This window comes from Vicinamibacteria bacterium (genome assembly GCA_035570235.1).
GTDB lineage: Bacteria > Acidobacteriota > Vicinamibacteria > Fen-336 > Fen-336 > DATMML01.
Map to the genome: position 1 here is coordinate 1 of DATMML010000046.1, position 23,479 is coordinate 23,479.

The following is a 23,479-nucleotide window of genomic DNA, read 5'->3' on the forward strand; positions in this document are numbered from 1 at the left end:
GGAGATCGTTTCCAGGCCACGGTTATAGACCCAGCGCGCGGCCCCGAACTCACGGGCCAGCCGGCGCTGCTGCCGCGGCGTCGGGTACGCCCGGAACCGGTAGGCGCAAATCGCCACTCTCGTGCTCAGCCTTCATCAAGAGGGCGCACCGGGCCTCTGCTCTCGCAACCAGCCCGGGCGGGTCCCTCCCCAACTCTGAAGCATCACACGAAAGGTGGTCAGGAGAGGTCCGATGAGGTAGCCGATCAGGAGGCAATAGAATCCGAAGAACACCAAGGGATTGATGCGAGGGCTGACGGCCCCCGTGACGCATCCGACCAGGCTGACCAGGGCCGCGAGCAAAGAGAGGTTCCTGCTCACCGGCCTGAAGATGTCGTAGAAGAGCAGCGTCACGGCAACATAGCTGCAGCTCGCCAAGAAGATGGCTACAGGCCTGCCGCTGGCGAAGACCAGGGCCCATGTTCCCGTCAGAAAGGTGAGCAAATAGAAGACGCCGGCAATCCTCGCCTTGAGACGTGGCGACGCAGCTGCAACGCGCTCAATCACGACCGCTGGTGTCATGGGTCTCCTCCTACCCAGATCGGCTCACCAGAGGGCGTAACCCACTGGTGCGATCATCGGCCCAACACCGTTCCTCACCGCGCTTTCCGAGGGAAGGACGAGCTCGGCCGCCACTGGCCCGTCCGCGTTGTAAAACGGTGCGAGATAGATCCCATGCCGGCCCGCAATTGCCTCGATCTCGTCGACCCGTTCCTGGGTGATGAACCCTCTCCCTCGAGAGAAGGGCTCGAACCGGCCCTCCAGGGCAAGGGCCATGCCCTCGAGTAGACATCCATGGACCACGTCGGGAAACGGGTGCCGATTCAGAATTCCATGAAAGTCCGGGACGAACCTCAGTCCACCCGTGATCTGCCCCAGACCTCCGAAGAAGACGGTGGCTCCGAGCATCTCTGCCCCAGGAGACAGGTTCTTCGGGTAGCCCGCGTCGCAAACAAGTGCGTGGGGCGCGATCCGGCCCAACAGAAGGGAGGGGGACGCCACACTCGCCGCACAGATCACGACGTCGGCCTCCGAAGAGAAGCTCTCGCGATTCGTGGCCGCCTCCACCTGGACACCATCGGCCTGCAGCTCCGCCGCGAGCCTGCCCAAGCGCTCGACGTTGCGTGCGGTGAGCAGGACCCGTCTCACCAGGGGCGCCAGACAACGCGCGCAGCCCGAACCCACGTCTCCCGTTGCCCCTACGATGAGCAGCGTTGACCTCTGGAGGCACCGTCCCTCAAGGGCGCACAGCTTCTTGATGCCCTGAACAATGAAAGCAACCGTCAGGGTATTGCCGGTGGTGAAGGCTGTCTCGTGCCTGTCCGGTAACTGATCGAAGTCCCCCTCGATCAAAATGGAGCTGAACCCGCCGAGACTCACGATCCTCGCCCCCGCCTGGATCGCGCAGGCCGCCGCGTCCCTCACGCGTGCGATGTTCTCGTGCACGTAGGCAGATTCGAGGCGGTCGGGAGGGATGAAGGAGTCGATGTAGAGACCGCGCGCCTTCGCGCCGACGATCGACTGGACCTCGACGCGGCACAAGGCCCTGGGCGGAATCCAGGGAAGGATGTCTTTGATCTCGTCCTCGGGCAGAGGCGGATGCTCCCGTCCGCGCAGGAGGGCGAGTACGTCCGCCGCCGCCCTCCAGCTCTCCTGATGCCCGACCAGAGCGAAATCGGCCTCGGTGGCCCACGGTCGCCCAGCTACACCGGCAACTGAGCCACCCACGCGAGTGTGACCTCCCCGGGGATCCCCAGCATGTCTAGCGTCTTCAGATACTGCTGCAGCGACGCGCCACGAAGCTGAGCTGCGCTCAAGCTGACCTGAGACAATGAGGGCTTCACACAGCTGCTTTGGCACACTTCGCAATGTCCATCCTTGCATTCCTTCGCCAGCATGGCCGCGAGGGTGGTCATCACGTCAAGATGCAGCCGGCGCAGCTTTTCGTCGAAGCGCTCGGGATCCAGGGCCCGCTCCCTTCTCAGGAGCGCCACGGCGTGTTCCATGTGCTCTTTTTCCTCTGCGGCGATGGAGGCAAAAGTCTGGCCAAGGCTTCCCGGTGCTACCTTCCCGACGCGCGCATAGCTTGCGACTGCGAATGATTCCAGCATGATCTCCTGGACGATCAGGCAGCCAATGAAGTCACGCTCGGTGGTGCAGCGCAGGAAGGCCTCGCGCAGCCGCCTCCAATGCTTCGCGTCCACGTTGTTGGGAACGTCCAGTCCAAGCCTGCGGCCCTCGGCCGCGAAGGCAGCCGCATGCCCCCGTTCAGCGGCCGCATGCTCCAACGCGTCGGCCGCTTCAGCGGGGTCGGCGCATATCTCCGCTAACGAGGCGTAGTTCATGGCGGCGAGGAGTTCGCCCGTCACCGCCTGGGCGAGGACGTCCAGCCAAATCGGAGCCGTGGGGGAGAGGGAAGCACCCTCACTCGCGCAGTCGAGAGCAGTTAGGGATTTCATGGGTCCTCCTGAACTTCTATGTCCTGTGTTGTGGTAAGCAACGGAATCACTGAACTTAGGGCCTTCAACCGCTTCCTCAATGTGGCCCGTCATTTAGAGCCCCTCTAGGAGCCGCAACGAGACCATCGTGAAGCCGAATATTCCGACGCTCATGAGGGCCGTGAGCGAAAAGAGGCCGCCCGCCATGGCTAACCGGCCGCGCGGCCCGGCGCCCTCCTTTGCGCGCAGGTACAGTTCGAGAACGGCGAGGGGCACGAGGTAGCAGCCGAAGTCCCAGAAGACGATGAACGGGCCGTCGAAGTTATCCCCGATTCCAACCGGCCCGCGATTCAGGATGATCCAGGCGAAGACGCCTACCCGCCTGAACCATTGCGCATTCGCCACGAGATAGGCGCGCAGTGCCCAGCGGCGGTGGGTGGTTACCTCATGCGCGATTGCCGAGCGCCAGGCCAGACCGCAGAAGCAGATGATGAGCAGAGCGTTGACGCTGATGGCGATCGCGCCCTCCATGTTGGGGCGGTCGCCCCGAACCCACTCCATGTAGAGGCCGGAGGCGCTGAGCCCCAACGCGGTTGAGAAGAACACGCGACCTATCCACCGGTGTACGGAGATGGCGCGGGCCCGTATCTGTGGAATGAGCTGAAGCGCCCCTCCGAAGGCTATGACCGCGGCCAGGAGAGCGTGCGCGGCGAAAGCCAGGTTTCCAACCGTATCCCCGGGAACGTAGGCCATGCGGAGGAACGTGTTCTTGTTCCAGGCCTGAAAATTGTCCGTAAAGGTCGAGGGCCCATAGAAGGCCACGAGGTAGTACAGGAATGCCCACTGGCCGATGACGGCGGCCAGAAACCACAACCCGGCCGCTGCCTTCAACGCGGCGTCCGCGACCGCCTTCAGCTCCAACCGGTTGGTCCAAAGCGCTGTGCTCATCGTGCTTCCTTGCGCGAGGGTGTGAGCTCGATACCTATGCGGATCAGATCGGTTCGCGAAGCCGCCGTAACCGCACCGCCATGGCCAGGAATATTGCGCCGACTCCAAGCCCGACCCACAGGCCCGCGGTGCTCAGGAATCGGCCCGGAGTGAGATGCGCCAACGGATCCATCACGACGTGAGGCTGCGCCTCCTCGATGAAGGCTTGCGTAAACCAGCCGATCAAGCGGTATCCCTCCAGGGACGCGAAATGCGTAGTGCCGAACGCAATTTTTTCGAAGACGCTGATCGCCATCGGGGGCAACACGGCCCATAGGAATGGCACACGGCGTGCCCACGCGGAGACCAGCAGCATCCAGCCATAGATGGGCACGTGCCAGAGCGCAATCGCAGCCAGGCCGTAAGACAGCGCTACCGACATCCTGAACAAAGGGACATGTGCCCACAGGGCCTCGGTGCTCACACCGTTCGCCAGGAGGACGGCCATGCTCAGCAGAAGCATGACGGTTTGCGTGACGACGATGGTTGGGAAGATAACGAGCGGCAGAACCACGAGCGGAATGGTCGCCTTCGACAGCACGGTCGTGCGGTCGGACACCGGAAGCGACTTCCAGAACAAGACGCTGCGATCGCGGCGCTCGCCGTATAGCGCGTCCAGACAGTAGAACATCCCGACGATGAACGCGGTCAGGACGATCAGGAATGCCGCGGCGTCATAGTGAATCTGGATCGCAGCGTGCTGCTTGGCGGGGTCGAGTGCCAACGTGGCGCGCATGTGCTTGGGCAGCTGGAGCGTGCTGACCAGGAAGCCGAAGAGAATGACGGCGGCGACCGCCAGCGGCGCGACAAGGATCGAGCGGTTCTCCCACAACTCCCGCCGCACCGACCAGTACATGAGCCGGGTCAGTGGCAGCGGCGCGTGCGGTCTTACTCGGGAGTCGAGGGGAGACTCGGGCGCGACGTTGGATTCAGTGCTCATCTGGCCGCTCCTAGTGCCTCGCCGGCTTTGCCCATGACGGCAACGAACAGGTCGGCGATGCTGGGCGTGCGGACGTCGCCAAGCGTGGCAAGTTGGTTGCGATCGACATGGTCGAAGAGCAGGATGCTGCGCCCGAACACCTGACGCTCGTGAATCGGGTTGAGCGCCCGGGCTGCCGGGACATGTTCGGGCTGGACCATCACTTCCACGTAGCGCGATGCGAAGTCGTCCATGCTGCAATCGAGGATGATGCGCCCGCGGTTGATGAACATGAGGTCGGTGAGGACGTCCTGCACCTCTTCGACCTGATGTGTTGTCACGACAATGGTGCGACTACGATCGAAGTAGTCGTTCAGCAGTGAGTCGTAGAACTGCTTGCGGTAGAGGATGTCAAGGCCAAGGGTCGGCTCGTCCAAGACCAGCAATTGCGCGTCGATGGCCATGACCAGCGCGAGGTGCAGCTGGACCACCATGCCCTTCGACAAATGCCGGATCTTGCTGGCGCGCTTGATGGCGGTCTTGGCCAGAAAACCCTCTGCCTTAGCGCGATCAAAGCGCGGGTGAACGCCGGCGACGTAGTCGAGGGCGTGGGAGACCCGCAGCCAGCGGGGCAGCACCGCGACATCGGCAATGAAGCAGACATCCCGCATGAGCCGATCGCGCTCTGTCCAGGGGTCGCGCCCGAGCACTCTCAGGTCTCCTTGGTGCTGGATGAGCCCGAGGATCGCGTTGAGGGCGGTGCTCTTGCCGGCGCCGTTGGGGCCGATGAGCCCGAGGATGCGGCCTTCTTCGACACGCAGGTCGATGCCGTCCAGAGCGATGGTTGTGCCGTAGGCCTTGCGGAGGCCGCGTGCTTCTATGCAGGGCATGTCTTCAGCGCTCCTTCTCTTCCGCATCCGATGTCGACCCGCGCCTTGTCGTGGGTGCCAGGAGTTCTTCCGCGGTCAGGCCGAGCCGCTGAATGGTCGCGTAGACCCTGGGCCATTGCTCGGCAAGGAACCTCTGGCGTTCGCCTTGAAGAAGCAGGTTGCGCGCACCGGCGTTGATGAACATACCGAGACCTCGTCTCTTCTCGACAAGCTGTTCGTCGACCAGATGTTGATAGCCCTTCAGAACCGTGAGCGGATTGACCCGGTATTCGGCCGCGACGTTGCGAACGGATGGCAGCGGATCGCCTTCCTTGAGCACGCCGTCGAGGATCATCGCGACCACACGGTCGTGAAGCTGGCGGTAGATCGGCTCGCTGTCGTTCCACTCACGGGCCATCAGGAGCTCCAGAGGCGCGAGCGATTGTTCTCAGTAATCACTGGCGGCTCTCCTGGGATGCGTCTGGTCCACCGTCATTCGCAATCCATGGTATAGTGTTATAGTTAAGTATAACACTAGTATGAGAGAAAGGCAAGTCCTTATTTTGGGCTTGACTTGTGGGGCCCATCGCGGAGGCAGCTAACTACCTTATAAATAATAGGTTACGAGAAAAGGGAGCGATACCAAACAATACAGAGCGCAAAGGTAGCGACCCTTTACTGAGCTGCGGCCGTGAGAGTTTTGGGGCGTTTCGGGTTTGGGATCTGCCTGTGCGCTCGGTGACGTGAAGTCACTGCGCGGCAGGTGAAGGGCTTGTTTGCCCTCCTGGAGGCGGCGGCAATGCGGCAGTGGCATAGTAGAGCGCGGAGGCTGTCATGACGGAGGAGGACATCAAGTCGGAGCTGGAGCGACTCAGGCAAGAGAACGAGCGCCTGAAGAGGGAACGCAGCCGGGGCATCAGCCTGAAAGTCTCGGAAAAAGGGGCGGTGTCGGTCTATGGTCTCGGGCGGTTTCCCGTAACCCTCTATAAGGAGCAATGGGTGAAGGTCCTGGCTGTTGCCGACGACATCCTGGCCTTCATCAAGGAGAATGACGCCCGACTCAAGGCGAAGTCCTAGCTACACCCAGAAGTACCCACTTCATGTCGCGGTCAAAAGGCTAGGCCCTTGGCTTCAACCTCCGCACTCAGCCACTTTACCTTCCCCTTGGTATTAAGACCCACGACAATCCGCAGGAGCGCTCCGACCGGGACTGACCCGAGATCTAGGACTCCGTCGGCAGGTGCATAGATTTCTCGGTCGTCCTGGGTCCGGAAAGCCGTGAGCTGGTACTTTTTGCCGTCCGGAGTGGAGAAGAAGCACCGCAGCGGAAAAACACGAGGCTGCTTACTGTTACCCCAGATCTTCTGATCGAGAATCGCGAACCAGGTACCCTCGGGGACCGTCTTGAAGTCGTACTCCCAAGCCCTAAAACCAGCCATCTCCGCCTGTCGGGCGGACAATGCGCGAGCCATATCTGACCTCCTGCCTGGCGGTGCACCACCTCCGTGCAGCCGCCAGGGTGCTGCCCTGCGCCATCCGTCGATGCCTGTCCGTCCCCGGTTATTCCTGGCTGGCCGTGGATTCGTCGGTCTCGGCACGACGCGCTAGAGCGGGTTGTTGCTCCGCAAAGGCTTTGAGGATGGCCTTGCGGAGAGCCACCAGGCCCTCCCCGTTTCCCGTGGCGTCACGGATGAAATCGAAGAACGAGCGCTCGGCTCCGTTCTTTCCGGGGATCTCTCGGGCCGGGAACGTGACGGCCAAGAGCGGCTTACCGTCGCGGCCCTTCCAAATTGATGTCCCGACGATCTTCACCTTTGGCTCTTCAATAAGAAGATCCACGTCTGCTAGGTGATGGGCCGCCTTTGCTTTCGCCGGACGAACGAGGATCTCCATCGGTCTCACTCCCGCGGCACTTGGCCGCCGTCGCCGCCGGCAAGGGCGGCCGCTCGGTATTTCTGGAATTCTTTGTCGCGAGCCAGGAACCTGCGCAGCGCGGAGACGATGATGTGATTGAGGCTCGCCCTGTTCTCACCCCCGAGTGCTTTCTGGTAGAGGCGAAGATCGTCCTCGAGTGCCTTTGGAAAAGACACACGCAGGGCTGTCTTCTCCCTCGCATACTCAGGTTGGATCTCAAGCGGCATGCCGTCTCCCTTTGCCTCTCTCTTGCCTTCGGTCCTGCCAACGCTCGTCGGGCGATAGGGCAAGAGATGTACCAGCTGGTGACATTGAGGTTGCCGCGGGAAGGCAAACCCGTTCATGAGGCGGCTCTCGTTGGGCTCACGGAGCTCTCACTGAAAATGACCGCCAGGGTGGCTTCGAAGATCATCGCCACTTTTGGCGGCAGGCTCAGGACCTTCTCGCCAGAACTGGCCGCGGCCTGAGTAGCCACTTCGAGGGGTGGCATGAACTCGGCCTATTTGAGCGACGCGTGCTCCTTTGGGGCTCGCCACACCCGGCAAACACAGTTACAGCGGCGCGTTTGGATCCCATCGTCGCTCTTCGGCCCACCTCAGCCAAGAGAGGCACTACCGCGCGTGACTGTGCTGAGCCCCGACCGTGTACAGGACGACGCTAGAGCTCTCAACCAAACGTGCCTGGACCGTGACCTCAGGAAGCCTGGCCATGTCGTCGGAGCGCCATGACCCGCGCTCCAAACCGGTAGCACCCAGTTAGCCAAGATAAAGCGCGGGCGCCCACGCCTGGGTTTCGTGCTCACTTCCCGCGGGAAGCCCAGGACTTAGCTCCGACGGGCAACTGCAGGTTGCGGCCCGGGTGTAGGGGCCCGCTTCGAGGCAGGGCACGCTTGTTGCCCTCTTGGCGGATGCATGAACGGCGAGGTCGCCAAGCCTTCGAAGCGGAAGCGGAAGAGCGGGCCCCACCACCTGCCCCGCGTCGTGTGGCGACCACCTCAGGTATTGCGGGAGAGTCTCGATGCTTGGGCCTGGGAGCACGGGTTGGCCCGGGCCACCGCGGCAACCGAGCTCGTCGGCCGCGCTCTCCAGGGGGACAACGATGCCCTAAGCGAGGGAGCCGCGAACGAGACCCTGGATGAAATCGACAATGTCCGAACGGATCTTCGTGGTTTGGGGGCTCGACTGGCCGAGCTTCGCAGCCAGCTGGACACGCTCGGCCCCGCCACGCTGGCCGTGGAGCAGATCGTGGCCTATTGGCTGAGTCGGGATCCTGCGAACCGAAAGCTGGGTGAGACGCCAGAGATGCTGGAGGAGCAGCTCATCATCGAGATGAACCGCCGTGGCGCCGACAACTGGAATCTCCTCCACGAAGGCCAGGCGGGAGGGGGCCCCAGGCCGTGGGAGCCGCCGCCGGCACCGCTCCGAGGAGCCGTTGAGCGGCACATCTTGTACTGGGAGCGCCGCACACCGCCGGCTCAGCACGGGCAAGTCCAAGTGAGTCCTAGCAAGGAACGCCGGATCCGTTCTTTCGCTGCGTGCAACGGTTGCAAGCCGCGGGTGGCTCTCGAAGCCCTGCTCGACTTTGCCCTCTCGGCCGCGGGGGAGCCGGGAGTCCCCGCGTCGCAAACGGAAGAGATCATGGCCGCACTAACCGAGGTTCGGTGCTTCCTCGGGAGTCTCCGCACTCAGCTCCTGGCCTGCGCCCGCGACGCCGGACTCGTGGGCGAGCTCGTGGCGGGCCTGGCCCCCCTCCTCTCGCTGCTGTGCACGCAAGACCCGGGAATCCGGCACCCTGCGCTGCAGGGCGGGAGGCTGAGGATCGCGCCCGACGAGCTCTACGCCCGGCTGTCGGCTTACATCTCCTCGCAGGGTGCCTCTCGGTGGGACGCGCGTGTTCAGAGCCTCCTCGACGTCCCAGCTCCGGAGGGGCGACCCGTCAAGGGCGAGTCCGTGCGCCCTCGGCCGAGGAAGGGCGAGGAAGGCGGGGAGGGCTCCTGATGCATGTCATCCGAGGTCATTACCACCGGGACTCCGCTCGGGCCGGGCGGTACATCCACTACATCTCCCACCGCGAGGAGCGGCTCCCCCGCGGCGAGCGCCGCGAGATTCACGGGATTGGCGAGCGCTACAAGGAAGTCGCCCGCATGGTGCCCGACGCTCTCGAGCGTGAGCGGGCCTACCAGCGCTTGATTCAGGAGGATGCTCAGCAGCTCCGCCGACCGGTCTTCCACCAGCCAGTCTTTACCGTGGACGACAGGGCAGCGGCGGAGCTTGCCAGACTATCCCGGGCAGAAGCCGAAAGGCAGCTAAGCGACGCCTTGGCTAGGGCCGTGCGGGGCACGATGGCGGGACGAAGCATCCAGGGTGTGTACGCCATCCATTGGCACGGGGGAGACAGCCGTCCGGCTCACCCTCACATACACGCCCTTTTTAGCCCCTTGCGGCGGGACGGCCAGAGTCTCTACCTACCGAAGAGCGAGCTCCGCGCTCTTGGCGGGGCCTGGACTCAAGGAGTCGAATGGAGCTCCCTCCATCAGCAGGCTCACGCTGCCCGCCCCACCCCGGGCCCCATGAGCCAGCCTAGGATCGACTGTTGGATGAGGGGCACAGCCATGGCCCAAGCCATCCGGCAGGCTTCCTTTCCACGGCAGCTTCATCGGGGCCCCCTGGAGATGGTGGCCAAGGCGGCCTCGGTTACTCCCGCGCTGGCAGAGTGCCTCCCCGTGGCAATCGTGGCCGCGAGGATCGCAAGAGATCCCCTGCCCACGCTCCTCCGCCTAGCTGCCCAGACGGCACTCCAGCCCCTCCCCAGACCCGTCTCCGCCATTGCGCGTGCTGTCTACGGTCTCTCGCGAACCCTCAGGCCCCAGCCATGAGCGGGTTGGCTGTTCAAGACCCACGATTCCGCCGAAAGTGGCGAGAGGTATCCATCCCAAGGCCCGCCGCCCTCCCCCGCTACTCTCCAGCAAAGACTTGGGGGACTCGAACGGCCTCGCGGTTGCATGGCACTCGGCGTGCTGAGTCAAGCCCCGAGGAGGCCCCTTGGGGAGCGCTCGACCGAACGAGAGCCCCGGCCGAGCGTTGCTACCGAGAACAGGCTGCCCGGGGTTACTGGACCTGACTCGGTGTCCCCTAGTAGTACCGTGGCTTCTTGATTTGGCCCACCTGACCGGCGCACGCCAGGAAGGGCCGGAGGTATTAGCAAGTGGAGCAACGAGATCCCCGTCGACGTTCTGGCCTTGGCAGCGGGAAGCGTGAACGGCGCGTCGAGGACGCCGAATTCTGGATCTATTGGCAGCTTCCGAATGGGCGTTCTGGCAAGCTGGGCCCGTTTTGCCGGTTCCTTGACGCATCCGCTGCGTTCAATAGCTGTAATGAATCAGATGTCGATGGTTTTACCGCTGTGCGCCTGCGCTGGCGTACGTGACCGTGCCCACCCCGGGCTGTACGTGGGACCAGACAGGGCCAGCCGAGCAGGACCGCATGTCCCAGGCAGCGGCGCTGAGGTCATCAGTCCACGCCACCCCTCGCGTCTCCTAGGAGTGAGCCATGTTGCTAGCTGAGTGCCCAGCATGCGGGCCACTCCCAGTCCGGGCTCGGGGGGCTCCGATCTCTTGGAGGACCGGACGTTCGCCCAATCGGAGCGAGAGACGCGCCTCACGCTGGCGGCTGTCACCCTGGTTGGTCTTCAGGGCTACCTGGAAGGTCTCGACGACGAGCTCTTCACTCATGTGACTCGGGCTGCCCTGCGGGCGGCAGCTCTAAGAGCAGAGGCGTGCCCACCCAAAGCCCCCCTCCCCGAGCCCACGCCGCCCGTCGGGACCGGGCAGGGGCTGGCCAAGACAGTCGAACCCGACTGCCCATCCGTTCGTGGTACCTTGGCACCCTGATTGGCCCCCAAGACTCCTACTGGCCCGCCACCCCGGAGCAGGAGTGAGGAGGAAAGCATGAGGCGCTGGATCTTGGCCGTCGTGGCCCTTCTGGGCTTTGCCCTCCATCTGGCTGGCCAGGACGCTGCCCCGGCGGTGATGCCCGTCGGGCTTCAGGGCTACAAGGCCGATCCCGCCTGGCCGCAGAGACCGGCCGGGATCACGTGGGGCGAGATCCCGGGTGTGGCCGTCGACGCGCGGGACAACGTTTGGGTCTTCTCGCGTGAGGCGCCCCACCTGCAGGTCTATGCGCCCGATGGAAAGCTTCTGAAGACATGGCCCGAACTCGAGCACAAACGGGCCCACCACATCAAGGTAGACCCCGAAGGCGGCATCTGGCTCTCTGACGTGGGCCTTCACACCGTCCGCAAGTTCACGCCCGAGGGCAAGCTGCTCCTCACTCTGGGCACCCCCGGCGTTCCCGGCGAGGACCGCACGCACATGAATCAGCCCACGGACATGGCGATCGTGCCGAGCGGCGACATCTTCGTTTCCGACGGCTACGGCAACAATCGCGTGGTCCACTTCGACGGGAAGGGCGGGTTCGTGAAGGCCTGGGGCAGGCGAGGCAATGGGCCCGGCGAATTCAACCTTCCCCATGCAATCACCGTCGACTCCAAAGGCCGGCTTTACGTGGCCGACCGATCGAACGCACGGATCCAGGTATTCGACCAGAGCGGCACCTTCGTCGAGCAGTGGCGCAACCTGCTCGTGCCCTGGAGCCTGTGGATCACTCCCCAGGACGAGATCTGGACATCGGGCTCCTCGCCGACCCTGGCCTTCGATCCGCGGGGAATGACGGGACTCCCTCCCCCGGACCAGGCGTTCATGCGGCTGAACACTGCCGGCAAACTGCTCGAGCTCTGGTGCCCGCGGCTGGGAGCGGATGGCCAGGAGAAGCCCGGTGAGACCAACTGGGTCCATGCCCTGGCCGCGGACTCGAAGGGCAACCTTTACGCCGGCGACATCAGGGGCCACCGGGTGCAGAAGTTCGTCCGGGTGCGGTGAGGCAGCTAGCCAAGGTCCGCCGGCCGCAGGGGTAGTCTCCGAATACGACGACCGGTGGCGGCAAAGACCGCGTTGAGGACGGCCGGGGCCACAAGCGGGACCGGAGGCTCACAGATCCCCGAAGGCTGAGCGACGGTGGCGGGAAGGAGATGCGTCTCCACCCGGGGCATGTCCTTGAGACGCGGCACCGCGTAGTCACCGTAGCTTCCCTGTTGGACGCGCCCGTTCGCGATCGTGATCTCGCCGAAGAGGACGGTCGCCAAGCCCCACACCACACCGCTCTCGATCTGTTCCTCGACCCCCAGGGGATTCACGACCGGCCCGCAGTCCACCGCGACGACGATCCGGTCCACCCTCACCGTGCCATCCGACACCGTGACCTCGGCACACATGGCCATGTGGGTATCGCCGTCGTACACGTTGGCGGCGATGCCGCGGCCGCGGCCCTGGGGGAGCGGCTGGCCCCAGCCCCCCTGCGCGGCGGCCGTCTGCAGGACCCGACGCAGGCGGCCGCGGTCGATGGTAAGGCTTCCGACGTGAAGTACGGGAGCATCGAGGAGGTCCAGCCGAAGCTGGCAAGGGTCGCGTTTCGCCATCGCCGCCACTTCATCGAGGAAGGACTCCCGCGCGAAGGTGCAGGACGGCGAGAACACGGCCCGCCAGGGGCCCGAGGGCACAGGTGAATCCACGAGGACGTAGTCCGTCTCGATGGCGGGTATCGCGTAAGGGATGTCGTAGGCCCCCCAAGACAGATCCTGCCAAGTGGCGGGATCCTTGGCCTCGGCCTCGGTCGGGGGAGGGAAGATCGACAGGTACGAACCCGCCTTGCGATGACCCCAGGCGACGAGGGCCCCGCTCGGGTCCAGGCCCGCCGTGAGGCGGTGCGCGGAGGCAGGCTGGAAGTGCCCGTGGCGCATGTCGTCCGGGCGTGTCCACATCACTTGGACGCGGGCCCCGATCGCCTTCGACACCTGGACCGCTTCGAGAGCGTAGTCGAGGCCCAGACGGCGGCCGAACCCACCGCCGATCAGCGTCACGTTCACGACGACTGCTTCCTTTGGCAGGCCGAGGATCTTGGCCGCCTCGTCGCGCACCTCTTCCGGCGCCTGGGTCGGCGACCATACCTCGCAAGCCCCGGGGCGTACATCGGCGATGGTGTTCATCGGCTCGAGGGGCGCGTGGGCCTGAAAGGGATATTCGTAGACCGCGTCGAGGGTTCGAGCCGCGTTGGCGAGGGCGTCGAGGCCCGCGCCTTCACGGCGGCTCGGGTGTCCCGGACGCTTTGTGGCCTCGGCCAATCGCGCGCGGAAGACCCCGGAATCAAACCCCGCGTTCGGTCCGTCCTCCCAGACGACGTCCAGGGCCCCGCGTCCCTTCTGCGCGGCCCAGGTGTCGCTGCCCACGACCGCGATGCCGCTCGGGATCTCCACCACTTGGCGCACGCCGGGAACCGCCCGCGCCCGGGTCGCATCGAAGTGCGTGACGCGCCCCCCGATCACGGGGGAGCGCTCCACGGCGCCGTAGAGCAGGCCGGGCACGCGCGTGTCGAGGCCGTAGCGCGCGTGGCCAGTCACGATTCGGGGGGCGTCCAGCCGTAGGGTCGGACGGCCGATGAGCCGAAACTGCCCGGGATCTTTGAGCCGGGGGTCTGCGGGCACCTTCAGCTTGGAGGCTGCCTCCACGAGCGACCCGTAGCCGAGCCGCCGTCCGGTGGGGCTGTGGACAACCGCACCCACTTCCGAGCGGCACTCGCCCGCCTCAACTCCCCAGCGCGCCGCCGCCGCGGAGACCAGCATCTCGCGGGCCGCTGCGCCCGCCTTGCGAAGGGCGCCCCAGGACCCGTAGACGCTGCTGCTCCCGCCCGTGCGCAGCCTACGAAAGTTTGGTCCCGGCACGGCCTGGATGAGGGAGACCCCCGCGAGGTCCACGTCCAGCTCCTCGGCCACGAGCATGGGCAGCGCCGTCCTGACACCCTGTCCCATCTCCGACTTGCCGACGGTGATCGTGACCGCGCCGTTGCCGTCGATTCGTAGCCAGGCGTTGGGACTGAACGCCCCCGCCTCCGTGGCCACCGCCACCCTTCCCGCCCAGCCAATTTCGAGCAGGAGCGCCGTTCCGGACAGGGAAGTGGCGCGCAGAAACTCGCGGCGGGTGGCGCTCATCGGCCCGCCGCCCCCGCGCGTTTCACCGCTCGGCGGATTCGCGCGTAGGTGCCGCAACGGCACACGGAGTCGGACATGGCGGCGTCGATCTGGGCGTCGGTGGGACGGGGGTTTTCCCTCAGGAGCGCGGCGGCATTCATGATCATCCCCGGCTGGCAATATCCGCATTGGGCCACGTCCTCTTCGAGCCAGGCTCGCTGGACGGGGTGGCTCCCGTCCTTGGACAGACCCTCGATGGTGGTGATGGAGGCGAGGGCTACGTCCGGCAGGACGACTTGGCACGACCGCACCGCCCGCCCGTCGACATGGACGGTGCAGGCCCCGCATATCCCGACGCCGCAGCCGTACTTGGTGCCCGTGAGATCCAGCCGATCGCGCAGGATCCAAAGGAGGGGCATGTCGGCGGGGGCGTCGACGGAACGGGATTCACCGTTCACTTTGAGGCGAAAGACAGGCATGGAGCCCTCCCGAGGAGCGTACTTGCCGGCGAGACGAGAGCCGGGGGGCGCCTGTTCCGTCGCCGATTGCAAAATGATGTGAGGTCGGCGGTGACGCTCGCTGGCGGTCGGTTCGCGTCCGCACCCCGTCCGTTTCTGTCCGCTAGGGCGCTCGCCCGCTGACTACTCCCGGGCTCCCCCTGGGATCCCGTCGGGCTCGGGCGGGGTCGGGGACTCCCGCGCCGCCGATCAGCCCATCCACTGCGGATTGTGCGCGGTGCCGTCGAACTGGTTGGTGGTCTTGAACAGCTCGTACTGCCCGGTGAGGGCCGCCTGCCGCGTCTTGGCGAGGAGCGCCGCCACTTGCCCCCGCGAGGGCGGCCGGAACGTGCGAGCCGCCTCCAGGGCCTGGTCGAGGCGTTCCATGCTCTCGCAACCCGTGATCACGACCGACGTCGGAAGGCCCAGTGCGTAGTGGAGACACTCGACGGGAGTGACCGTCCCGCTCTTCAGGAGCAGGCCGTCGCCCATGGGCTTCATGCCCAGCACGGCGATGCCTTGCTGGACGAGCCGGGGAACGAGCTTCTCGAAGCTACGGAAGTGCGCGTCCATGGGGTTGAGTGGCATCTGGCAGGCGTCGAACGCGAACCCGTGGGCTTCGGCGACCTCCAGCATGCGCAAGTGCACGGCGGGATCCTTGTGGCCAGTGAAGCCGATGTAGCGGATCTTGCCCGCCTTTTTCGCATCCTGCAGCGCTTCGAGCGGCCCGTCGGCGGCGAAGAAGCGGTCGGGGTCCTCCATCCGGATGTTCTCGTGGTACTGCATGAGGTCGATGGTGTTGCACGCCAGGCGCTGCAGCGATTCGTTGATCTGCCGCTCCGTGGACGCTTTGGTGCGGCCGTCGAACTTCGTCATGAGGAAGACGCGCTGCCGATAGCCGTCGCGGAGGGCCTGTCCCATGCGCCGCTCGCTCTCCCCGTCGTGGTAGTCCCAGCAGTTGTCCATGAACGTGATGCCGCGGTCGATCGCGCTGCGAATGATCCGGATCCCTTCGCGCGCGTCCTGAGGGCGGCCAATGTGATGGCCGCCGAGCCCGATCGCGGAGACCTTCTCGCCGGTGCGGCCGAGCATGCGATAAGGCATGTCCTTCGAACCTTCGTCCGGGTCTCTACCTCGAGCGCCCGCCCGCTGCTCCCCGGCGGCATTGGTTCCGCCGGTCACGCCGCCCACGGTGAGCGCCGCCATGGCCTCCAGGGCTTCTCTCCTCTTCATGACCACCTCCCGTGGCTGCTAAAGCGGCGTCCCACGGCGGATCGCGTCATCTGGCCCGAGACCACTACGATGCAAGCGGTTGCAGAATACTACAGTCCGGCCCGCTCACCTCCCCTCAACGCGTCCAGCGGAGGGACAGGTCCTTCTTGAGGCGGCCGAGGCGCACCTCCAGCCGGTAGGTCTCGCCCGGACGGAAGCGCGATCCGATGTCCCGGGTCCGGACCTGGTCCTCCCAACTCACTTCCACCCGCACCTGATGTGTGCCTGGCATGACATCCAGCACCTCCGTCAGCACGCCGCCCTTGAGCTTGAAGAGCACGAGGTCCTTCGTGACCTCGCCCCTCACTCTCTCCACGAGCAGCTCCTCGCCGTCGAGCCAGAGCCGAACGCGGCCCGACTCGAGGGGGTATTCGAAGTCGACCACGACCCGGGCGGGCTGGGCGAGGGGGGAGGGAGCGGGGGACGCCGGCTCGGGCACGGCCGGCAGTGTCGCCGGAGCGGGCGCGGCGGCGGGGGTCGACGTGACTGGCGCCGGCTGGGAAGGGTTGATCAAGTGACGGCTCCAAACGAGGCCGGTCAGAGCGAGAAAAAGCGCGACCACGAGCACCAGGGTCCGAGCGGGCAGCCGCCGTCCGTTGCCCTTCCGACCTGCCCGGAGTGCGGGGGGGAGGGGTGGGATCGGTTCGGCCGACCCCGGGGCAGGCCCTACCGTGATCGTGGGCATGAAAGCGGCCGGTCCCAGCTCCGCAACCAGCGTGGCTTCTATCTCCGGGGGGGAGGGCGGGGGTTGCACCCACCCTGCGCGGTGCCGGGGTGCTCGCCCGTTGGTGATGTCCTCCAGGTCCTCAGCCAAGCAGCGGGCCTCTGGATAGCGGTCCTGCCGGGACTTGGCGAGTGAGCGTGCAATCACATAGTCAACGGCTGCCGGGAGACTGGAATCGAGTGCCCCGGGCGGGACCGGGTTCTGATTCACTACCCGCCCGAGGATCTGCATCACGCTCTCGCCTTCGAAGGCCTGCCTCCCCGTCAGGAGGGCGTAGGCCACCGATCCCAGCGAGAAGATGTCGCTGCGCGCGTCGACCTTCTCGCTCAAGGCCTGCTCGGGCGACATGTAGAGCGGCGTGCCGAAGAACTGGCCCGCCGCCGTCAGGTGTACCGCTTGCAGCTTGGCGATCCCGAAGTCCAAGACCTTGGGCTGCCCCGAGGGCGGGAGAATGATGTTCGCGGGCTTGATGTCACGGTGCACCACCCCCTTTTCGTGGGCGTGCTGGAGGGCCTCGGCCACGCGGCGGATGATCTGGAGGCTCTCCTTCCACGGGAACCGGACACCCTTCCCGATGATGGCGGCCAGGCTCTCCCCGGGCAGGCGCTCGAAGGCAATGAAGAGCAGGCCGCTCTCCTCGTCGCGCCCCACGTCGTGAACCACCACGATCCCGGGGTGCGAGAGCCGTGCCGCGATACGCGCCTCGGCGGCGAAGCGCCGCTCGAAGTCCTCGCGGTCGGCGGGGAGGGTGACATAGGTCGGGTTGATGGTCTTGAGGGCGACGACGCGGCTCAGCGCCGGATCGTGGGCTTCGTAGACGACGCCCATCATCCCGCGGCCGAGCTCGCGCTGGATTTCGTATCGTCCGATCGTTCCAGGGAGACGTGTCATCCGTGCGGCGATCCAGGCGCCGGCCTTGCCGACCTCCAGGCGGCTCGGTCGTGATTCTACCGTGGGTCAGAGTGATTCGGCCTGGCGCTATTGCGGCCTGAGCAGGCAGCGGCGGGCAGCCTCGCGTGGATCGAGGAGGTTGGGGAGACCGGCCGCGGCCGCCGTCGTTTGGCTCTTTCCGTCCCGATTCAGGCCCCTGGCCCCCTGGAGGTGGTGGTGAGGATCGCGTCCGCCAGGCGGGCGGCCGCCTTCGGGTGGTTGCCCAGAAAGAGGTAGGGCTCGATGAGCTCGACCTCCATGAGGGTCAGGCCCCCTTCCGCCGCGACGGCGTCTATCCGAGCGTAGGCCCAAGGGCCCTTGATGTAGTGGGCAACCGCCTCGGCCCCGGAGAGGGCCGAGCGGGGTGGAGTCTCCGTGAGAGCGCTGCCCCCGTACTCGGCCTGGACACGGAAGTCACCCGCGGCCGGTCGCTTGAGCACCGCATGGCTGAACTCGCCCCCCAGGAACACGAAGGACCACTCGCCCTCCTTTTCGATCTCCCTGAGGAACGGCTGCACGAGGACGTCGCCCTCCGCCGTGAGCTCGTGCAAGGCGCGATGGGCATCCTCGCTCGCAGCGTTTTGCGCGGAGATGCGCCAGGTCCGGAATGCCGAGGCGGATACCGCGGGCTTGACGACGGCTTCCGACCACCCTCGTTCCCGAAGCAAACGGCCCAGATCGACGGTCGATCCGCGCTCGAGCCAGGCGGTGGGGACGACGGGCAGGCCCGCCGCCTTCAGCTCCTGCAGATACGACTTGTGCGCGTTGGAGCGGACCAGGGGAGCGGGGTTCCACAGCTGTACCCCATCCGCCTCGACGCGGTCGAGCCAACCCAGGAACTCGGAGAGCCGCAGGTGGTAATCCCAGCAGGAGCGAATGACCACGAGCTCGAACGTGGTCCAGCGCACGTCGGGGTCGTTCCACACCACCGGCCGCGCGCTGACGCCGCGCCGCGATAGCTCGTCCACCAGGAGGCGATCGTCCTCCGTCAGATCGGGAACTCTGGCGCAAGTCGCGACGGCGACCTTCATTCTCGGCGCCCGGGGCCGACCCGCAGCCGGCCCGGCTCCTTTTCTCTTCTCGTCAAGTGGCCTCCCGCCTCCCTTGCGCGCGACCGTCTCCCGAAGTGCGCCGCCCAACCCACTCGATCCTGGCGGGTGTTCTCGGCATCGGTGTGGCCGCCGCCGACGGGCTCTCGGTGCGAGCCGAGGGACAGGATACGCCATGTAGGCTTCCCCTTTTTCCGGGTCCGGACCCAAGCCTCCGCGCAGCAATCCTCGTCTGATCACTTCACGCGGGAGCCCGTGGCTCACCCGTCTTGACAGGAGGTCGCATATCGATATATCTCTATACTCATGTACCAACATACCAACAACCAATTGGAGAGGGGAAAGTCATGATGCAGCCGATCCTTCTGCTCGGTGCACTCGCCATGAGCTCGCCGAGCCCAGAGCCCTTTGTGCCCGCGCGACTGACGAGGTCCTATACGCAGCACCTCGACGCGCCTCCGGGTGTGGTCTTTCCGCTCCTCGGGCCCGTGCAGGAGAAACAGTGGGCGCACGGCTGGGATCCGGCGTTCGTTTATCCGCCGGGCGGGGTGGACGAGAGGGGATGCGTGTTCATGACCGGCGGCGGGGCCAGCGTGTGGATACTCACGGTGTTTGACGCGCCGGGCCTGCGGGTGGGGTATGTGCAGGTCACACCTGGCGTACGAGTGGCGGAGTTGAGCATCACGCTGGCCCCCGCGGGGACGACGGGAACCGTAGCCGTGATCTCGTATACCTGGACCGCCCTCTCCGCCAAGAGCAATGAGTTCATGGAGGCCCATCGTGGCCCGCTGTTCGAAGAGGGCATGCGGGAGTGGGAGGCTGGGTTCAACGCTTATTTGAGGGGGCGGGCGAAGGAGTAGGGAGCGACATGGACATAGGTATCTTTCAGCTCTTGCCCCAACCCGAGGGGCTATCCGACCGGGACGTGATCGCGCAGGCAGAGTGGGAAGTGGACCTGGCAGAGGCCGGGGGTTACAGCAGCGTCTGGGTGACCGAGCACCACTTGTCGCCCTTCGGGCTCGTGGGGGCGCCCTCCGTCTATGCGGCCGCGGTTGCCGCGCGGACGGAGCGGATCACGATAGGTTACGGAGTTGCGGTCGTTCCTCTGCATCACCCCCTGCGGCTCGCGGAGGAGATCGCATGGATCGATCACCTTAGCCGGGGTCGTTTGATTGTGGGTGTCGGTCCCGGTTTCAGCCCCTATGAGTTCGCTGCGTTCGGCGTGCCGCTTGGCGACCGTCACCGGCGTCTGGAGGAGGGGCTTGCTATCCTGCGGGGGGCGCTGGGACAGTCGTCGTTCGCGCATTCGGGTGACTACTGGACCTTTCCTCGCGTCGCGTTGAGGCCGCGGCCCTACCACGGAGCGGTGCCCCCCTTCCTGCGAGCCTGCTCGAGCCTCGAGTCTGTCCGACAGGCCGCCCATGAAGGGACGCCCCTCATGCTCGGCCTTAAGTCCAATCCGGAGATTGCCGAGAGAGTCAAGGCGTACCGAGCGATCCGAAGCGAGCTCGGCCTGTCTGCGGCCGAGATCGATCGTGAGGTGGCCGCCTTCCGTGTCCTGCGCCGCGTCAGCGTGGCCGACACGGACGAGGGCGCCCTGGCCGCCGTGAAGCAGGCTTTGATCTGGGAAGGGGAGACCGCCCGGAGAGTGCATGGTCCCGCGACCCCCGGGGCCGGGGCTACAACCGCTGATGGTGGTGCCGTACGGGATGGGGGGGAGGTCTCGGGCGCGTGCGTCGGAACCCCGGCGACAGTGGCGGCCGAGCTGGTCGCCCTACGGAACCTCGGCATCCAGCACGTGATCGCGTGGCTCAACTTCGGCGACATGCCGTACGCCAGGGTCCGGCGATCGATGGAGCTCATGGCGCAAGAGGTCATCCCCCTCGTCGTGGAGGACGTGTCGGAAGAGTCAAGCGTGGCGAAGGCGAAAGTCGGATAGGGCGGGGGAAGTCGCGGCCCGGCGAAACTTGTTGTGGACGCGGTCGCGACGCGCGGCCTCTCTGCACCGTGCAGCTTTGCTCTTGACGGCCCACGCACCTCTGGCATAGGGTCGCACGCGGAGGTGAGGGCTATGCGAAACCGGCTGAAGGTCACCGTCCGCGCGGTCTGCTTGCTCAGCGGCCTGCTGGTCTGCCCCCAGGCAGTCCCTGCCTCCCTGGGCCCCGAGGATCCGACCCTTCCGGCGAAACTCAAAGAATTGGATACGTATGTCCAGAAGGTCGTGAAGGACTGGAACGTGCCCGGCCTTGGCGTCGGGATCGTGGTCAAGGACAAGGTCGTGTTCGCGAGAGGTTATGGCTTCCGGGACTACGGTAAGAAGGTCCCCTTCACGGCCCGGACGACGGTCCCCATCGCCTCGAACACGAAGCTGTTTACGGCGGTGGCCGCCGGCCTCCTGGTCGAGGAGGGCAAGCTCGACTGGGACAAGCCGATTCGACAGTTCGTGCCCACCATCCAGTTCTACAACGACGAGCTCAACGCCTCGGTCACGATCCGGGACATGCTGTCGCATCGCACCGGCATCACGCGCCACGACACGATCTGGTACAAGTCCGACTTCACGCGGAAGGAGCTGTTCGAGCGGCTCAAATACCTCGAGCCGTCCCAGCCGCTCCGGCAGACCTTCCTCTACAACAACATGATGTACGCGGGGTCGGGCTATGTGATCGAGCTGCTGAGCGGCAAGCCGTGGGAGGACTTCGTCCGGGAACGGCTCTTGTCCCCGCTCGGCATGACGAGCACCGTGTTCTCGATAGACGAGATGGTGAAGCAACCCGATCACGGTGTCCCCTTCACCGAGCGACGGGACTCCTTCGAGCTCTACGAGATCCCCTACTACCATGAGGCGGCCGGCATCGGCCCCGCGGGCTCCATCAACTCGAATCTCGAGGACATGACGAAGTGGCTAACCGCACTCATGAACGAGGGAAGGGTCGCTGGGCAGCCCGTAGTCCCCGCGGGCGTGCTCAAAGCGACGCTCGCGCCCGCGATCGCGCTCCCGAATGCCCAGCTGGAGGCCCGGGGCTTTGGCGAACTCCTCAACTCCGTCTATGGCACAGGACGCTGGACGGCCTCCTACCGCGGGCACGCCATCGCCTACCACGGGGGCGACATCAACGGATTCCATTCCCAGGTGTCTCTGATGCCCTATGACGGAGTCGGAGCGGTCGTGCTGATCATCGGTGATCACGCCGCCCCTCTCTACAATGTCATCTCCTACAACGTCTACGAGCGGCTGCTCGGTTTGGGCCTGACTCCGTGGAGCGAAAGGATGCTCGATATCCGCCTCAAGGGGAAGGAGGCGGCCAAGCAAGCCCGCGCCCGGGCGGGCGCTGAGCGTGTGTCGGGGACGAAGCCCTCCCATCCCCTCGAGGACTACGTGGGCGAATTCGAGCATCCCGCGTACGGCGTCCTGACCGTCTCCAGGCAAGGCGAGGCCCTGGGGTTCGACTTCCACAAGATCAAGCTGCCCCTGAGCCACTTCCACTATGAGCGCTTCGACACGCCCGACGACGAAGAGGACGGCAAGTGGTCGGTTAACTTCTCGACCAACCCGCAAGGAGAGGTGGACAGGGCGCTCGTCTCGCTCGACCAGGCCGAGGTGAGCTTTGTGCGGCGGGTGCCGGCGGTGTTGTCCGCGGCGACGACGCTCCGCCAGTATGCCGGGACCTATGAGACGCCGACGGGTGCCAAATTCGAGGTGGTCTTGAAGGAGAACGGCAGCCTCGGCCTCGTGTTCCCCGGCCAGCCGGCGCAGGGGCTGATTCCGTGGAAGCCGCACCGCTTCCGGCTCAAGGAGTTCTCGGATGTCGTCGTGGAGTTCGTGGTGTCCGATGGACGCGTTACGGAGATGAGGCGGCTCGAGCCATCCGGCGAGTACCGGTTCCCGCGCAAATCGGGCGCATAGGGGCTGAGGGGCGCGGCTTGCTCAGCCCCGCTTGATGCGGGCGGGCCTCATCGGAGGCTGGCCCCTGCCTAGGCGAGCCAGGACTCGATCTTGATCTCCGACGTGAGCGTCCGGTGCACGGGGCACCTGTTGGCGATCTCAAGCAAGCGATCCCGCTGCTCGTCGGTGAGCGGGCCCGACAACACGATCTCGCGCGCGATGTGATCGAGCATGCCCTCCTTGGTCTCGCAATCCGCGCAGTCGCTGGCGTGGATCCGGGAATGCTGCAGCCGAACGGTGACGTCTTTGAGCGGCCACACCTTCCGTCGCGCGTACAGCGCGACCGTTATCGACGTTCAGGTGCCCAGCGCGGCCAGCAGCAGATCGTAAGGCGAAGGGCCCGTGTCGGTGCCTCCGGCCGACGTGGGCTCATCCGCTCTTAGGCGGTGCCGTCCGGCGACCACGTCCTGAGCAAAGCCCGAAGCGTCGCCGTGGACGGTGACACTCGGCTCACCGGTGAATCGGCCCGCGCTCGCCATGGCTCACCTCTTTTCCCAAGGCCCGGGGCGAGCACGTTGGTGGTGTGACTAGGGAAAGAACGCCCACCCACGCTCGCGCACCGCCGGAGGGTGCCACGGTGCCGAACGTCGCGCAACTGGGTGCGGCCGGGCCGAGCGTCGGCCCCGGTTCGGAGGCTCCCAAGGATATTCATCCTGGTGACTGAGGTTGTGGGCAAGCCTGACTCCGCGCGAGACACTGAAGGAGCGATTTGGAGTGTCTGACTTTCAGGTCCGGCGTGTGCCACTCTGGAACAACGCCGAGGGATATCCACTGTAGTTACTTTGACAGCGTCTCAGCGGGGGTGGTATGCGCCCAGC

23 protein-coding genes and 1 pseudogene are annotated in these 23,479 nt (G+C 65.6%); 7 read left to right on the plus strand and 17 right to left on the minus strand.

The genetic code is table 11. The features are described from left to right. From VN461_08875 to VN461_08910, 8 genes are all read right to left on the minus strand, one after another. On the minus strand, positions 1 to 117 hold a 117-nt coding region (locus tag VN461_08875), incomplete at its 3' end, for a helix-turn-helix domain-containing protein (GenBank protein HXB54881.1). 18 nt (positions 118 to 135) lie between these two features. Further along, positions 136 to 561: a hypothetical protein gene (locus tag VN461_08880; GenBank protein ID HXB54882.1), complete on the minus strand. Its 426-nt coding sequence runs from the start codon at positions 559 to 561 to the stop codon at positions 136 to 138. 24 nt (positions 562 to 585) lie between these two features. Beyond that, entirely contained in the window at positions 586 to 1,767 is a 1,182-nt protein-coding gene (locus VN461_08885) for a hypothetical protein (protein ID HXB54883.1), read from the minus strand. Beyond that, a complete protein-coding gene (locus VN461_08890) occupies positions 1,743 to 2,498 on the minus strand; it encodes a long-chain fatty aldehyde decarbonylase (GenBank protein HXB54884.1) in 756 nt (251 codons plus the stop codon). The genes VN461_08885 and VN461_08890 overlap by 25 nt, the downstream gene beginning before the upstream one ends. 93 nt (positions 2,499 to 2,591) lie before the next feature. Next, positions 2,592 to 3,425 carry a DUF2306 domain-containing protein gene (locus tag VN461_08895; protein HXB54885.1) on the minus strand — a complete coding sequence of 278 codons (834 nt, stop codon included), beginning with the start codon at positions 3,423 to 3,425 and terminating at the stop codon, positions 2,592 to 2,594. A 43-nt stretch (positions 3,426 to 3,468) separates the two neighbouring features. Next, positions 3,469 to 4,404 (minus strand): ABC transporter permease, encoded by a 936-nt coding sequence (locus VN461_08900; GenBank protein ID HXB54886.1) that lies wholly within the window; start codon positions 4,402 to 4,404, stop codon positions 3,469 to 3,471. Beyond that, positions 4,401 to 5,273 (minus strand): ABC transporter ATP-binding protein, encoded by an 873-nt coding sequence (locus VN461_08905; GenBank protein HXB54887.1) that lies wholly within the window; start codon positions 5,271 to 5,273, stop codon positions 4,401 to 4,403. The genes VN461_08900 and VN461_08905 overlap by 4 nt, the downstream gene beginning before the upstream one ends. Positions 5,274 to 5,277: 4 nt before the next feature. Further along, positions 5,278 to 5,670: a GntR family transcriptional regulator gene (locus VN461_08910; GenBank protein HXB54888.1), complete on the minus strand. Its 393-nt coding sequence runs from the start codon at positions 5,668 to 5,670 to the stop codon at positions 5,278 to 5,280. A gap of 416 nt (positions 5,671 to 6,086) precedes the next feature. On the opposite strand from VN461_08910, the gene VN461_08915 reads away from it, so the two are divergent. Beyond that, on the plus strand, positions 6,087 to 6,329 hold the full coding sequence (locus VN461_08915) for a hypothetical protein (GenBank protein HXB54889.1): 243 nt from the start codon (positions 6,087 to 6,089) through the stop codon (positions 6,327 to 6,329). A 32-nt stretch (positions 6,330 to 6,361) separates the two neighbouring features. Here VN461_08915 and VN461_08920 read toward each other — a convergent pair whose 3' ends face one another. From VN461_08920 to VN461_08930, 3 genes are all read right to left on the minus strand, one after another. After that, positions 6,362 to 6,724, minus strand: coding sequence for a hypothetical protein (locus VN461_08920; GenBank protein HXB54890.1), 363 nt, complete (start codon positions 6,722 to 6,724; stop codon positions 6,362 to 6,364). An 88-nt stretch (positions 6,725 to 6,812) separates the two neighbouring features. Further along, positions 6,813 to 7,145 (minus strand): hypothetical protein, encoded by a 333-nt coding sequence (locus VN461_08925; GenBank protein HXB54891.1) that lies wholly within the window; start codon positions 7,143 to 7,145, stop codon positions 6,813 to 6,815. Positions 7,146 to 7,150: 5 nt separating this feature from the next. Beyond that, the gene (locus VN461_08930) at positions 7,151 to 7,510 is read right to left on the minus strand and encodes a DUF2274 domain-containing protein (protein ID HXB54892.1); all 360 of its coding nucleotides are present in this window, start codon (positions 7,508 to 7,510) and stop codon (positions 7,151 to 7,153) included. A 567-nt stretch (positions 7,511 to 8,077) separates the two neighbouring features. On the opposite strand from VN461_08930, the gene VN461_08935 reads away from it, so the two are divergent. The 3 genes from VN461_08935 (at position 8,078) to VN461_08945 (ending at position 12,102) form a co-directional block, all read left to right on the plus strand. Continuing rightward, entirely contained in the window at positions 8,078 to 9,163 is a 1,086-nt protein-coding gene (locus tag VN461_08935; protein HXB54893.1) for a hypothetical protein, read from the plus strand. Further along, entirely contained in the window at positions 9,163 to 10,041 is an 879-nt protein-coding gene (locus tag VN461_08940; GenBank protein HXB54894.1) for a hypothetical protein, read from the plus strand. The genes VN461_08935 and VN461_08940 overlap by 1 nt, the downstream gene beginning before the upstream one ends. Positions 10,042 to 11,112: 1,071 nt before the next feature. After that, a complete protein-coding gene (locus VN461_08945) occupies positions 11,113 to 12,102 on the plus strand; it encodes a peptidyl-alpha-hydroxyglycine alpha-amidating lyase family protein (GenBank protein HXB54895.1) in 990 nt (329 codons plus the stop codon). Between the two features lie 5 nt (positions 12,103 to 12,107). Here VN461_08945 and VN461_08950 read toward each other — a convergent pair whose 3' ends face one another. The 5 genes from VN461_08950 to VN461_08970 all read right to left on the minus strand — a co-directional run bounded on the left by VN461_08950 (position 12,108) and on the right by VN461_08970 (position 18,697). Next, the gene (locus VN461_08950) at positions 12,108 to 14,264 is read right to left on the minus strand and encodes a molybdopterin cofactor-binding domain-containing protein (GenBank protein HXB54896.1); all 2,157 of its coding nucleotides are present in this window, start codon (positions 14,262 to 14,264) and stop codon (positions 12,108 to 12,110) included. Next, the gene (locus tag VN461_08955; protein ID HXB54897.1) at positions 14,261 to 14,722 is read right to left on the minus strand and encodes a (2Fe-2S)-binding protein; all 462 of its coding nucleotides are present in this window, start codon (positions 14,720 to 14,722) and stop codon (positions 14,261 to 14,263) included. Before VN461_08955 ends, VN461_08950 begins: the two co-directional genes overlap by 4 nt. 228 nt (positions 14,723 to 14,950) lie before the next feature. Further along, a complete protein-coding gene (locus VN461_08960) occupies positions 14,951 to 15,979 on the minus strand; it encodes an aldo/keto reductase (protein HXB54898.1) in 1,029 nt (342 codons plus the stop codon). 109 nt (positions 15,980 to 16,088) lie between these two features. Further along, positions 16,089 to 17,627 (minus strand): serine/threonine-protein kinase, encoded by a 1,539-nt coding sequence (locus VN461_08965; GenBank protein ID HXB54899.1) that lies wholly within the window; start codon positions 17,625 to 17,627, stop codon positions 16,089 to 16,091. Between the two features lie 188 nt (positions 17,628 to 17,815). Next, complete coding sequence (locus VN461_08970) at positions 17,816 to 18,697, minus strand: hypothetical protein (GenBank protein HXB54900.1); 882 nt, start codon at positions 18,695 to 18,697, stop codon at positions 17,816 to 17,818. Between the two features lie 365 nt (positions 18,698 to 19,062). Between VN461_08970 and VN461_08975 the strand changes: the two genes are divergently transcribed. From VN461_08975 to VN461_08985, 3 genes are all read left to right on the plus strand, one after another. Further along, positions 19,063 to 19,575, plus strand: a complete 513-nt coding sequence (locus VN461_08975) for an SRPBCC family protein (GenBank protein ID HXB54901.1) — start codon at positions 19,063 to 19,065, stop codon at positions 19,573 to 19,575. A gap of 8 nt (positions 19,576 to 19,583) precedes the next feature. Further along, a complete protein-coding gene (locus tag VN461_08980; protein HXB54902.1) occupies positions 19,584 to 20,654 on the plus strand; it encodes an LLM class flavin-dependent oxidoreductase in 1,071 nt (356 codons plus the stop codon). A gap of 132 nt (positions 20,655 to 20,786) precedes the next feature. Continuing rightward, the gene (locus tag VN461_08985; protein ID HXB54903.1) at positions 20,787 to 22,622 is read left to right on the plus strand and encodes a serine hydrolase; all 1,836 of its coding nucleotides are present in this window, start codon (positions 20,787 to 20,789) and stop codon (positions 22,620 to 22,622) included. A 68-nt stretch (positions 22,623 to 22,690) separates the two neighbouring features. On the opposite strand, the pseudogene VN461_08990 reads toward VN461_08985, so the two are convergent. Continuing rightward, a pseudogene (locus VN461_08990) lies at positions 22,691 to 23,056 on the minus strand (OsmC family protein). Positions 23,057 to 23,479 lie beyond the last annotated feature (423 nt).